Below are 12592 nucleotides of genomic sequence, written 5' to 3'. Positions count from 1 at the left end.
TGGGATGTGCTCCAGACGTCGTGGGGAGGTTGGGTCAGCGTCCGAGGAGTCCGCGCGCGGCGGCGGCCACGGCGTCGGCGGTGATGCCGAACTCCTCGTAGAGCGTGCCGTACGGGGCCGAGGCGCCGTAGTGCTCCAGCGAGACGATCGCGCCGCCGGCGACGACGGCGTGCCACGGCATGGCGATGCCCGCTTCGACGGACACGCGCGGGACCCCGGTCGGCAGAACCGACTCGCGGTAGTCGGCGTCCTGCTCGTCGAACCACTCGAGGCACGGCATCGACACGACGCGCGCGGCGACGCCCTCACCGGCGAGGGTCTCGCGGGCGGCGACGGCCAACTCCACTTCGGAGCCGGTGCCGATCAGCACGACGTCCGGGGCGCCGTCGGTGTCGGCGAGCACGTAGCCGCCGCGGGAGACGCCCTCGTACGAGGTGCCAGCGAGGATCGGGACGTTCTGACGGGTCAGCGCCAGACCGACCGGATGGTTCCGGCGGCCCAACACGTGACGCCAGGCGTACACGGTCTCGTTGGCGTCGGCCGGGCGGACGACGTCGAGGTTCGGGATCGCGCGGAGCGCGGCCAGGTGCTCCACCGGCTGGTGGGTCGGGCCGTCCTCGCCGAGGCCGATCGAGTCGTGGGTCCACACGTAGATCGGGTCGATCTCCATCAGTGCGGCCAGACGGACGGCCGGACGCATGTAGTCGGCGAACTGCAGGAACGTGCCGCCGTACGCGCGGGTGGGACCGTGCAGGACGATTCCCGAGAGGATCGACCCCATCGCGTGCTCACGCACACCGAAGTGCAGTGTGCGGCCGTACGGCTGCGCATCCCACGTCGACGTCGCGATCGCGGTGGGACCGAACGACGGCTCACCGGCCATCGTCGTGTTGTTCGAGCCCGCGAGATCGGCGCTGCCGCCCCACAGTTCGGGCAGGATCGGCGCCAGCGCGCCGAGGACCTTGCCCGACGCCGAACGCGTCGCGACGGCCTTGTCACCGACCTCCCACGTCGGGAGTGCGTCGGTCCAACCCTGCGGCAGCTCGCCCGCGTGCAGGCGGTCGAACAGCGCCTTGTTCTCCGGGTTAGCCGCGGCCCACGCGTCGAAGCCCTTCTGCCACTCGGCGCGTACGGCGGCCGCGCGACCGGCGAGGCCGCGGGTGTGCGCGATCACGTCGTCGGCGACGTCGAAGCTCTTGGTCGGGTCGAAGCCGACGGCCTCCTTGGTGGCGGCGACCTCGTCGGCGCCGAGCGCGCTGCCGTGCGCGGCTCCGGTGTTCATCTTGCTGGGAGCCGGGAACGCGATCACGGTGCGCAGCACGATGATCGACGGGCGGTCGGTCACGGCCTTGGCCGCGGCGATCGCGTCCTCGATCCCCGCGACGTTCTCGCCGCCGTCGACGTGCTGCACGTGCCAGCCGTACGCCTCGTAGCGCTTGGCGGTGTCCTCGGTGAGGGCGATCTTGGTGTCGTCCTCGATGGAGATCTCATTGGCGTCGTAGAAGACGATCAGGTTGCCGAGCTCCTGGGTGCCCGCCAGCGACGAGGCCTCGGAGGTCACCCCCTCCTCGATGTCGCCGTCGGAGGCGATGACGTAGATGTGGTGGTCGAACGGGCTCTCCCCGGCGGGGGCCTGGGGGTCGAACAACCCGCGCTCGCGGCGCGCGGCCATCGCCATGCCGACCGCGGACGCCAGGCCCTGGCCGAGGGGACCGGTGGTGATCTCGACGCCCTTGGTGTGGCGGAACTCCGGGTGGCCCGGGGTCAGCGAACCCCAGGTGCGCAGTGCCTCCAGATCGCCGAGTTCGAGACCGAATCCGCCGAGGTACAGCTGGATGTACTGCGTCAGACTCGAGTGCCCGCACGAGAGCACGAAGCGGTCGCGGCCCACCCACGACGGATCGGTCGGATCGTGGCGCATGACGCGCTGGTACAGGCTGTAGGCGAGGGGCGCGAGGCTCATCGCGGTGCCGGGATGTCCGCTGCCGCACTTCTGCACCGCGTCGGCGGCGAGGATCCGGGCGGTGTCGACGGACTTGGTGTCCACCTCGGTCCAGTCGGACGGGTGGACGGGTCGGGTCAGTGCGCGAATCTCATCGGTGATGGGCACGATCGTGGTGTCTCCTGTGCGTCGTTTCTCAACTTGCCCCCGCGGACAATGACGCCTTCCAGCCTAGCCGTGCCCATACTGTGCGCGTGCGGCTGTACTCAAACGACGAGTGTGGCACTCGTCGCACGGGCGTCCGCCCGATTCCTCCCGCCGACGGAGCCCGGTCTACCATCGCTTGTAGTAGCCGTCGGCGCGGACGCGTCACGAGACACGGCTGTTCGTATTGTGAGGAGCATGTGTGGGACTCGCCGAGAGCGCCGATGCCGACGTGACTGAGTCCACCGCTTGGTCGCGGGTGAAGGCCACGGTCCTCGCCTACATCGCACTCACCAAGCCCCGCGTCATCGAGCTCCTGCTCGTGTCGACGATCCCGGTGATGCTGCAGGCGCACCGCGGTCACATCGACATCTGGCTGATCATCGTCACCGTGATCGGCGGCTGGCTGGGCGCGGCGAGCGCCAACAGTCTCAACATGGTGGCCGACGCCGACATCGATCAGAAGATGAAGCGCACGCAGAAGCGTCCGCTCGCCCGCCGCGCCGTGCCCATCCGGAACGTGCTGATCTACGGGATCGTGCTCGCGGCGGCGTCGTTCGTGGTCTTGTACTTCGGCACCGTCGACGACCAGGGCGACCGGTCGTTCCTCCCGTCGATCCTCGTGTTGATCACGATCGGCTTCTACGTCTTCGTGTACACACTGATCCTCAAGCGTCGCACCTGGCAGAACGTGATCTGGGGCGGAGCGGCGGGTTGTATGCCCGCGCTGGTCGGCTGGGCGGCGGTGACGCATTCGCTCAGCTGGCAGCCGTTCGTGCTGTTCCTGGTCGTGTTCTTCTGGACCCCGCCGCACACGTGGGCGCTGGCGATGCGTTACCGCGAGGACTACCGCGCGGCCGGGGTACCGATGCTCCCGGTGATCGCCTCCGACGAGAAGGTCACGTTTCAGATGCTCGTGTACACGGTACTGACCGTGATCACGTCGCTGTTCCTGATTCCGGTGACCAGTTGGATCTACCTGGTCGTCACGCTCGCATCGGGTGTCTGGTTCACCTGGTGGGTCGCCAAGCTGTACGCGCAGACCCGTGCGGGCGTCGAACTCAAGCCGCTCAAGATCTTCCTCGTCTCCAACGAGTACCTGGCTCTGCTGTTCTGCGGTCTGGCCGTCGATGCGGTCATCAACCTGCCGGACATCGCCAGTTACTTCTGATCGCCGTTTCGCGAACCCGTAGTCTGATCGGGTGACGCACAGGACGAATCCGACACTGCTCGTCATCGGCGCGGCCGTCGTGTCGATCATCGGCTTCGTCGTCGCAGGCACCGTGGACCACTCTCTTGTGCGCGTCGTCGGTGCGCTGTTCGGTCTGGCCGCGGCCGGAGCGGGTGCGGGCCTCGCGGCGCGGAGCTCGCGCACCGCGGGGCTGGTCGCCGTCGCCGCTGTGCCGCTGGCGGTCGTCGTCGTCGGCGCCCCGGTCGCCGGAATCCTCGACGCCGCGGACTCGCCGCCGACCGCGACGCGGCACTACGATCCTCCGGTCCGTCAGACGCCTGCGCCTAAGACTCTCGACGAGCAGCTGGCCGCCGCGATCGAGCACGCCGATGTGCTCGCCCCGGGCGGATCCGCGTCGATCCTGTCGATCCGGTTCGGCTGGGCGTCGGAGCTGGTGGTGCTGGATCCGCGCGATCAGAGCGCGGTGTCGGCGAGCTGGGACGAGGACGGTTGGGGTTCGCCGTCGCACGACGTGGCCCGCACCCGGGACACGTTCGCCGCGGTCGACCTGTCGAGCTTCTCGTTCCGAGCGGTCGAACCGCTGATCGCGAGCGCCGCGAAGGCGATCGGCGACTCCGGGGTCGGATACGTCGGGACCGTCGTGATCGAGCGGCGAGACCCCGATCATCGTCTCCTGGCGTCCTTCGACAGCGACGACCCCGGACGCAAGCTCCAGGTCGACGCGCGGGGTCGTCTGCCCGACACCCTCGACATGGCGTCGATGGACACCGTTCTGGCCGGCGCCGGCCGCGCCATGCGGGCCGTCGGGCTCGATCCGCGGACCACTCCGATGAGTGAGTTCGACTTCCGTACCACGCGCGACGGCGCGAACTTCCCCGGTGCGTCGCAGATCATGAACAGCGGCGGGGTGATCATGGCGTTCGACGACGGCCCGATCGATGAGATCCTGGTCCGGCCGGGAGAGTTCCCGATCGCTGGAACGGGTCCGACGTATTCGAGCGGCCGGTCGTTCACGCTGACCGACCTCACCCGAGCGGGCCTGACCAGGGCGCGCGAGGACCAGATCCGCAGACACTCGTTGTCGGACGCAGATCGGGATCTCGTCGGCTTCCAAGCGGGAGGTCCGTTCGGCGAGCCGCGACAGATGCGGATGTCCGTCGGACCCATGGACGTCGAAGGGCGGTACACCTTCGGCGGACGATACGTCGGGTGAGGCGGCGCCGACCGCTCCCGCCTAAACTGAACGGGTGACAGAGTCATCCAAACCGACGCCGGTGGTCGCACTCGTCGGGTCTGCGACGGTCGCCGTGGCCGCGTTCGTCGCGGCCGGAACACTCGATGGTGTCGCGCTTCGGGTGATCGCGGCGATCGTCGGTCTGGGTGCCGCGGTCGTCGGCGTACGCGCGGCGACCGGGCGTTCACGGACAGCGGCGCTGGTCGGTGCCGTGGTGCTTCCGGCGCTCGTCCTGGCAGTCGGGACGCCGGTGGCCGCGGTCATCGCGTCTGAGGGGCCCGGGCCGTTCGCGTCGGAGTCCGGGGGAGGCTCCTCGGACGACCCGGCCGCGTCGATCGACGACCTGGATCTCGACGCACAGCTCGCCGAAGCGCTCGACCACGCCGACCGTCTCGCGGCGAACGGGTCGTCGTCGATCTTGAGCATGCAGTTCGGGACGTCGACCAGTGTCGACGTGCTCGATCGGCGGACGGGCGATCGGCTCTCGTCGAGCCGGTCCGGCGACACGTGGAGCGACCCGTCGTCGTCGCGAGCCACGAGCCGCGACGTGTACCGACGGGCCGACCTGACGGGTCTGTCGCTGTCGGAGGCGGCGAAGACCGCCGTCGCCGGGGCGCGCAAGCTCGGAGACACGGCCGAGAAGACGGCAGACACGATCCAGATCGAACGTCGCGACTCCGACAAGAAGCTCCTTCTGACATTCGACAGCGACGACATCATGCGCGACATCCAGGTGGATACGCGCGGCAGACTCCCCGACACTCTCGACGCGGGGTCGGTCGACACGGTGATGGCGTCGGCGACGCGGATCATGGAAGCGGCCGGACTCGACGCTGCGACGACGAAGCTGAACACATTCGACTTCCAGTCCATCGAGGTGGGATCCGACGTCCCCGGAGCGTCGGCGGTCCAGAGCAGTGGAGGCATCGCGATGGAGTTCGACGACGGCCCCCTCTCGGAGATCGTCGCCGTGCCCGGGGAGTTCCCAGAACTCAGCGAGCGCACCACCGAGCCGTCTCCGCAGGAGAATTCGTTCACTGTGAAGGACGTGCCCCAGCGGGCGGTGTCACGCGCCCGCGACGACCTGATCCGGCGCCGCGGTCTGGCGGCCTACGACAAGGAGGTCGTCGGCTTCCAGGTGGAGGCGGTCTCGAACGACGACGGCGATCGGGTGACTGCGATCCGGATGAACGTCGGCGCCGTCAGAGACGTCGAGGGCGGCGTCTACACTCTCGCCGGGCGCTTCGTCCGCGACGGGACCAGTTGAGACGGCTGATCGCTTCACCGAGCGGCTCCTGCTCGTCGTCGGGCGCCCGCCGGCCTGGCAACGAGCGTCGGACGGGACACCGGGCGGGGCTCACGCCTCCAGCGCCAGGCGGACCTGTGCCTCCAACGCCAGGCGGATCCGTGGAACGTCGGCGACGACCCCGCGGTCGGTGAGGCGCCCGACGGTCGTCATGACCTGCTGCAGGTAGGTCGCGCGTTCGGCGCCCGCCGTGCCGTTCGCGTGGTCGAGGAGTTTCAGCGCGCGGCGGCAGTCGCGGGCGTCGTCGTCGGTCAGATGATCGGTGCCGGTGCTGCGGGCGAAGCGATCGACCTTGTGCCACTCGCTGCGGAGAATCGAGACGGCGTCGACGTAGTCGGACGCGATGGGGCCGTCGGTGAACTGCTCGGTCCGCAGACTGCCCGCGAGATCGAGGGCGTCGTGGAAGTCCATGACCGGCTGCGCGCTGAGATCCCACATCGCCGGATACCTCAGCAGCATCGCCGGATCGAGCTCGTACGAGCCGTATGCGCCCAGCACGGCGTCGTGATGCTCGGTGGCACGGACCCACTGCTGGCGCCGAGTCTCCGGCGACGGACCGGTCGATGCGGTCGGCGGCGTACGAGGCGGAGCTCGGTGCGCGCCAGCGCCGGTCGCGCCGGTGTCGAAGGCGTTGGCGCTCGCGGTGCTCTTCGCATCGATGTCGCGTTTGATCTGGGCGGCTTCGACGGCGATGTCCTCGGTCCGCGGCCACACCGCGGCGAGTAAGACGATGCCGAGCAGCAGAGCGAAGCAGACGAGCAGTGGCGCGGCCGGCATCGGGCGTGCGACGGCGAGGGCGAGGACGCCTGCAGAGGCGGCGACTCCGGCACCCGCGCGGATCTGGAGCTCGCGGCTCACGGGATCAACGCCGTCGCACCGGTGGTCGCCCGCGCCTCGAGTGCACGGTGCGCGTCGGCGGCCCGGGCGAGCGGGAACGTCTGGCCGACAGTCACGCGGAGGGTGCCGTCGGCGATGGCCCCGAAGTAGTCGGCGGCGCGCCGGGCGAACTCGTCCGGATCGGCGATGAAGTGCGCGAGCGTCGGCCGCGTCACCGACAGCGATCCCGCCGCGTTGAGTCGCTGGAGGTCGAACGGCGGCACCGGGCCGCTCGCCGCGCCGAACAGGACGACGGTGCCTCGGACCGCGGTGGCGGCGATCGACGCGTCGAACGTCGCGGCACCGACACCGTCGTAGGCCACGGCGACGCCCGCGCCGCCGGTGATCTCACGGACTCGGCCCGCGATGTCCTCGTCGTAGCGCAGGACGTGAGCGGCGCCCGCCGCGCGCGCGAGGGACTCCTTCTCATCGGAGGACACGGTGGCGATCACGGTGATGTCGCGTGCCGTCGCCCATTGGGTGAGGATCGAGCCGATTCCGCCCGCCCCGGCGTGGACGAGGATCGTGTCGCCGGCCGTCGGGTGCGCGCTGCCGTCGAGGAGGTAGTGCACGGTCAGCCCGCGCAGGACGGCGCCGCCGGCCACCTCGTCGCTCACGCCGTCGGGGATGTGCAGGGCCTTGGCCGCGGGAAGCGTCACCAGCTCGGCGTACGAGCCGGGTGCGTCCGGCCAGGCGACCCGGTCGCCGACCGCGAATCCGGTCACATTCGCGCCGACGCCGATCACCTCGCCCGCACCCTCTGCACCGGGGATGTACGGGGGAGACGACGCATACCGTCCCTCGCGGAGGTAGGTGTCGATGAAGTTGACGCCGGCCGCTCGGACCCGGACCGACAGATCGTCCGGACCGGGTACGGGGTCGTCGACCTCGACGGTGGCCAGGACTTCGGGCCCGCCGTGGCGGGTGACGTGTATCGCGCGCACGTATCCATTCTCGCACGCCGGTATGATGACCCGCATGACTGAAGATGCCGCAGTGCGCACGCCCGCGACCGCACCGTCCGACGTGGTCTCCTCCATCCGTCGCTTCGTCGCCGCCGAGGGCGGTTCGGCCAAGGCCGTGCTCCAGCCGGCCGGTCAGGCGGGTGTCCGGGTGACCCTCGTCGGTGAGAACGGCATCCTCGGCGACCGCGTCGTCACCGATATGGCCACGGCCGAAGCCGTCGTCGACGCCGTCGAAGGCCTGGAGACGGCCGAATGGGATCGCGACCTCACCTCGGTCGCGACGGTGGCCCCGAGCCACTGGCGCCGGATGGCCGGCTGGGTGGCCGGACAGAAGCACTTCCCGCGGGCCCGCAACCGCAAGATCGTCGACTGACCCGACGGCGCCGCCTCACTCGATCGGCAGCAGTCCGGACAGGTGCGCGTCGAGCGCGTCGGTGACCGTCGCGGGTGTCACCTCGTCGGGGTCGGTGAGTCGGTGCAACAGCAGACCGTCGACGAGCGCCGCAGTCGTGACGGCGGCCACCCGTGGGTCGAGGTCCGGCCGAGCCGAGCCCTCCGCCACGGCGTGGGCGAACGCGTCGACGAGCCCGTCTCGTAACGAGCCGAGGATCCGATGCTGCACCGCGCGCAGCGAGGGCGACGTCGCGGCGCGCGCGGCGAACGCGAGATACACGCGGGACTCGGCGGTCCGCTCCGGATCGAGGGGGAGCAACTCGCGGGCGACGAGGTCGATGTGCTCGCGGACGGTCGGCGCGGCGACGGCGACGACACGCGCGGCCAACCGTTCGGCGATGTGCTCGTAGGCGGCTCGCAGCATCTCGTCCTTGGAGCGGCAGTAGTACTGCACGGTTCCGATCGACACCCCCGCCGCCGCGGCCACCTCGCGGAAGCTGACCGAGTCGAGGCCGCGGTCGTCGACGATCTCGAGGATCGCGGTCAGTACCGCGGCGCGTGACGACGGATCGGGCATGACCGCATACTACCGACTTCTTTCATACGTTCGTACTATACGAACGTATGAAAGAGGGGTAGCGTGCCGAGTATGAGCAGAATCACACGACCTCGGCATCGCCCGTCGACGGCTCGCATCAGCGCACGAGCAGTGGTCGTCGGCACCGTCGTCGGCCTGATCGCCGTCAACGCCGTCCTGTACGGATTCGCCGGCGGACATCTGCCGTTCCACGCGTCGTCGTTGGTCGACCCACCGACGGGGGACGCGATCGTCCGAGCGGATCTGATGTATCTGGAGGTCGCGGCCCTCGCGGTGATGGTGTACCTGTTCACCCGGCGACGCGAGGTCCCCGACATCGCCGAGCGCGCACCGGACCGATCACGGGCCGGACGGGAGATCGTCGCCGTCGTCGCCTACGGGGCGGCGGTACTCGTCGTCGGGTCGATCATCGGCGCCCTCTGCGGATGGCACGCGTTCGGGCTGCACCTGGACAACATGGTGATCCGGTCCGGCGATCCGGTGACTCCCGCGGAGGCGATCTGCTGGGCGGCGTACAACGTGGTCGCCTACGCGGTGATTCCCTTGGTGGTGTTCGGTCGCCGCTACAGCGCCGAGCAGCTGAACCTGCGCTCGAGCGACCGGCGCGCGGACCTGATGCTGATCGTCGCCGTGCTGGTCGTCGAGTCGGCGGTGCAGCTCGCGGTGTCCGATTCGACGATTCTGGACCTGACCGCACGGCAGGCGCTGATCGGGGCGCCGGTGACCTTCGTGCTCTCGTTCGCCGGCACGGTGCTGCCCGCGATGGTGTTCATCTACTGCATCCTGGTGCCCCGGTTCCTCCGAGTCACCGGATCGGTGCCCGCCACCGTGGTCCTCGGCGGGGTGACGTACGCGCTCCTGCACGTGGTGGACGGATGGACGGATTTCACGTCGCCGTCGGACGCGGTGCTGTCCGTGGCGTACGTCCTGCTCTTCTACACCGGTCCCGGCATGTTCAAGACGTTCATCACCGTGCGGACGGCGAACGCGTGGACGCATGTGTGGGCCTACCACGCGATAGCCCCGCACACACTGGTCGACACCCCGATGTTCGTCGGAGTGTTCGGGATCAGATGACGCCGCTCACGCTCGCGGCGCGGTGGGCGCGCGTCGCCGACACCAGCAGGTACGTGGCGCCGACCATGAGGAGCGCGCTGCCGAACATGTGCAGGACCACCATCCACTCGGGCAGGTTCGTCGCGTACTGGATGTAGCCGATCAGGCCCTGGAGCACGATGATCCCGCCGAAGACGACCGCTGCGCGGCGCATCGCGAGCTTCGCGACCACGGCGACGAGGATCAGGCCCGCAGTGATGCCGACGAGGGTCCACACCGCGTCGACGTGCAGCTGGGTGGCCTGAGTGGGCTGCAGACCGTTGCGTTTGGAATCGATGTCACCGGCGTGCGGACCGGAGCCGGTGACCACGGTGCCGAGATACACGGTGACCCAGGTGACGGCGTACACCACCCACGCCGCCACGACGACGATTCGCGAGATGAGCTCGGGAGCCGGTGCCGGGGTGTCCGTCCGCAGAACCGGACGTGTGTGGACCACCAGCCACGAGGCCAGCGAGATGATCAGCATCGTCGCCAGGAAGTGGAACGAGACGACCCACGGGTTCAGACTCGTGAGCACGGTGACGCCGCCCACCACGGCCTGCAGGGGGACGCCGAGTCCGATGCCGAGGGTGAGTCGGCGAGAGAGCCGGTCGACCGGTCGACGCCGCCAGGCCGCGACGAACGCTGCGATTGCGACGATCACGAGGACCCACGTCAGCATCCTGTTGCCGAACTCGATCACTCCGTGAACGCCCATCGCGGCGTGGGGGGTGAGGGAGCCGGACGTGCACTGCGGCCAGGTGGGACAACCGAGCCCGGAATCGGTGACACGCACCGCGCCGCCGGTCACGACGAGCAGGATGTTGACGGCGAGGTCGGCGACGGCCCAGCCGTACAGGAACCGCTGGGTCGGGTTCTTGAACCCGGCCCACGAGCCGAGCACGGACGGTCTCGTTGCTGCGTCGGTCATTGGAAACGGAACCACCTCACTGCGAGGGCGCCGCCGACGACGGCCCAGGCCGCCAGGACGCCGATACCGAAAAAGTCCACCGAGGAGTCGAGTGCCCGGACGAGCGCTTCGGTGAGAGCACCGGACGGACTGCAGCGCGCCGCCCAGTGCACGGCGTCGGGGACGTGCTCGTCGAAGACCACCAGGCCGGCGAGCCCGAGGAGGACGAACCAGATGAGATTGCCCAGCGCCAGGACCACCTCGGCCTTCATGGTCCCGCCGAGGAGCAGGCCGAGGGTCGCGAAGGCGACGGTTCCGAGGGCGATGACGATCGCGCCGAGCGCCAGTCCGACGATCGACGGTCGCCAGCCGAGCGCCAAGCCGATGACGCCGATGATCAGCGACTGCAGGATCACCACGATGACGACGGCGCCGGATTTGCCCGCGATGACCCCCCACCGGGGGATCGGCGTCGCGCCGAGTCTCTTCAACGCCCCGTACCGGCGGTCGAAGCCGACGGCGATGGCCTGGCCGGTGAACGCGGTCGACATGATGGCGACGGCGAGGATCGCCGGGACGAAGGTCGTCGCGCGGGCGGCCGCGGTGTCGCCGGAGCCGGTGTCGATCGGCAGCACGCTGAGTCCGATGAGCAGGGTGATCGGAATGAACAGGGTCAGCAGGAGCTGCTCGCCGTTGCGCAGGAGCAGGGTCAGTTCCATCCGGGTCTGCGCGGCCAGCATCCTGACCAGCGGAGCGGGGGACGGCCGCGGGGTGAACGTGCCCGCGGGGAAGCGGTTCGGCACGGCGGCGCCGCTGGATTCGGTCATGCGCGTACCTCGCGTCCGGTCAGTTCCAGGAACACGTCCTGCAGCGAGTTCGTGTCGACGGTCATCGAGGTGACGAGCACGTCGTTGTCGGCGCACCACGAGGCGACGGCGGCGACGATGCGCGGATCGATGTCGCCGCGGACCACATGGTCGCCCGCGGGCGTCCGGCTGCTCGTGTAGCCGTCGGGGAGCGCGGCGGACAGCGCCGCGTCGTCGACGTCGTCGGCGGTGAGCCGGAGCTGCCCCTCGGCGTCGTTGCGGACGAGGTCGGCCGGTGTGCCCGACGCGACCGCGCGTCCGGCGTCGATGATGACGATGTGGTCGGCGAGCTCTTCGGCCTCGTCGAGGTGGTGCGTGGTCAACAGCACCGAGACGCCGTCGGACTTGAGGCGTGCGATGAGCTCCCACACCATGATCCGGGCGTGAGCGTCGAGTCCGGCCGTCGGCTCGTCCAGGAACACGAGTTCGGGCCTGCCGACCAGTGCGCACGCCAGCGACAGTCGCTGCTGCTGTCCGCCGGACAGTCGCCGGAAAGGAGTCTTGGCGATGTCGGTGATCCCGAGGATGTCCATCAACCAGTCCGGGTCGAGCGGGTCGGCGCTGTACGCGGCGCACAGCCGAAGCATCTCGGCGGCCTTGGCGCCCGGATAGGCTCCGCCGCCCTGCAGCATCACCCCGATGCGGCTGCGGAGTTCGTCGTTGTCGGCCACCGGATCGAGACCGAGGACGCGGACGCTCCCGGCGTCGGGTCCGGCGAACCCCTCACAGATCTCGACGGTCGTCGTTTTACCGGCGCCGTTGGGACCGAGGAGGGCCACGACCTCGCCGCGTCGCATCCGCAGGTCGAGGCCGTCGACCGCGACGACGTCGCCGTACCGCTTGATCAGACCCTGAATGCTCAGCGTGGTCTCGCCCGCGGCGCGGTCGGCCGAACCGTTCGGGGAGGTTGAGGCGTCGTGCACGATGATCAGCCTAGGCGAGGACGGCCGGTGAACGGCCATCGGGTGAGACCGATGTGCCGGGGCGCACATCCGCGGCGTCGCCGAG

The 12592-nt window shown here is 69.6% G+C and carries 12 protein-coding genes; 5 read left to right on the top strand and 7 right to left on the bottom strand.

Going from position 1 to position 12592, the window contains the following annotated elements:
• Window positions 1-34 precede the first annotated feature (34 nt).
• Window positions 35-2110 carry a transketolase gene (tkt, locus tag BKA16_RS15970; RefSeq protein ID WP_183371614.1) on the bottom strand — a complete coding sequence of 692 codons (2076 nt, stop codon included), beginning with the start codon at window positions 2108-2110 and terminating at the stop codon, window positions 35-37.
• 238 nt (window positions 2111-2348) lie between these two features.
• Between tkt and BKA16_RS15965 the strand changes: the two genes are divergently transcribed.
• Genes BKA16_RS15965 through BKA16_RS15955 form a run of 3 tightly spaced genes read left to right on the top strand, consistent with a single transcriptional unit; the run spans window position 2349 to window position 5839 of the window.
• The gene (locus BKA16_RS15965; protein ID WP_343067461.1) at window positions 2349-3317 is read left to right on the top strand and encodes a heme o synthase; all 969 of its coding nucleotides are present in this window, start codon (window positions 2349-2351) and stop codon (window positions 3315-3317) included.
• Between the two features lie 31 nt (window positions 3318-3348).
• On the top strand, window positions 3349-4551 hold the full coding sequence (locus BKA16_RS15960; RefSeq protein WP_183371613.1) for a hypothetical protein: 1203 nt from the start codon (window positions 3349-3351) through the stop codon (window positions 4549-4551).
• Between the two features lie 34 nt (window positions 4552-4585).
• The gene (locus tag BKA16_RS15955; RefSeq protein WP_183371612.1) at window positions 4586-5839 is read left to right on the top strand and encodes a hypothetical protein; all 1254 of its coding nucleotides are present in this window, start codon (window positions 4586-4588) and stop codon (window positions 5837-5839) included.
• 90 nt (window positions 5840-5929) lie between these two features.
• Here the strand turns inward: BKA16_RS15955 and BKA16_RS15950 are convergent, their stop codons facing one another.
• Together BKA16_RS15950 and BKA16_RS15945 are read right to left on the bottom strand one after the other, a co-directional pair.
• The gene (locus BKA16_RS15950; protein WP_183371611.1) at window positions 5930-6736 is read right to left on the bottom strand and encodes a hypothetical protein; all 807 of its coding nucleotides are present in this window, start codon (window positions 6734-6736) and stop codon (window positions 5930-5932) included.
• Window positions 6733-7698 carry a zinc-binding dehydrogenase gene (locus BKA16_RS15945; RefSeq protein WP_183371610.1) on the bottom strand — a complete coding sequence of 322 codons (966 nt, stop codon included), beginning with the start codon at window positions 7696-7698 and terminating at the stop codon, window positions 6733-6735. The genes BKA16_RS15950 and BKA16_RS15945 overlap by 4 nt, the downstream gene beginning before the upstream one ends.
• Before the next feature lie 22 nt (window positions 7699-7720).
• Between BKA16_RS15945 and BKA16_RS15940 the strand changes: the two genes are divergently transcribed.
• Window positions 7721-8092 carry a hypothetical protein gene (locus BKA16_RS15940; RefSeq protein WP_183371609.1) on the top strand — a complete coding sequence of 124 codons (372 nt, stop codon included), beginning with the start codon at window positions 7721-7723 and terminating at the stop codon, window positions 8090-8092.
• 15 nt (window positions 8093-8107) lie between these two features.
• Here BKA16_RS15940 and BKA16_RS15935 read toward each other — a convergent pair whose 3' ends face one another.
• Window positions 8108-8689 carry a TetR/AcrR family transcriptional regulator gene (locus BKA16_RS15935; RefSeq protein WP_183371608.1) on the bottom strand — a complete coding sequence of 194 codons (582 nt, stop codon included), beginning with the start codon at window positions 8687-8689 and terminating at the stop codon, window positions 8108-8110.
• Between the two features lie 72 nt (window positions 8690-8761).
• Between BKA16_RS15935 and BKA16_RS15930 the strand changes: the two genes are divergently transcribed.
• Window positions 8762-9787 carry a hypothetical protein gene (locus BKA16_RS15930; RefSeq protein WP_246371792.1) on the top strand — a complete coding sequence of 342 codons (1026 nt, stop codon included), beginning with the start codon at window positions 8762-8764 and terminating at the stop codon, window positions 9785-9787.
• Here BKA16_RS15930 and BKA16_RS15925 read toward each other — a convergent pair.
• From BKA16_RS15925 to BKA16_RS15915, 3 genes are read right to left on the bottom strand one after another with little or no spacing between them, the layout of a single operon-like run.
• Window positions 9780-10739 carry a COX15/CtaA family protein gene (locus BKA16_RS15925; RefSeq protein ID WP_183371607.1) on the bottom strand — a complete coding sequence of 320 codons (960 nt, stop codon included), beginning with the start codon at window positions 10737-10739 and terminating at the stop codon, window positions 9780-9782. The genes BKA16_RS15930 and BKA16_RS15925 overlap by 8 nt on opposite strands.
• Window positions 10736-11545, bottom strand: a complete 810-nt coding sequence (locus BKA16_RS15920) for an ABC transporter permease (RefSeq protein WP_183371606.1) — start codon at window positions 11543-11545, stop codon at window positions 10736-10738. The genes BKA16_RS15925 and BKA16_RS15920 overlap by 4 nt, the downstream gene beginning before the upstream one ends.
• Complete coding sequence (locus tag BKA16_RS15915; RefSeq protein ID WP_183371605.1) at window positions 11542-12546, bottom strand: ABC transporter ATP-binding protein; 1005 nt, start codon at window positions 12544-12546, stop codon at window positions 11542-11544. Before BKA16_RS15915 ends, BKA16_RS15920 begins: the two co-directional genes overlap by 4 nt.
• Window positions 12547-12592 lie beyond the last annotated feature (46 nt).

Origin of the sequence: Gordonia humi (genome assembly GCF_014197435.1) — a bacterium.
Lineage (GTDB): Bacteria > Actinomycetota > Actinomycetes > Mycobacteriales > Mycobacteriaceae > Gordonia > Gordonia humi.
Note: the sequence above shows the minus strand (reverse complement) of the source record. Positions and strands in the feature narration are given on the sequence as shown.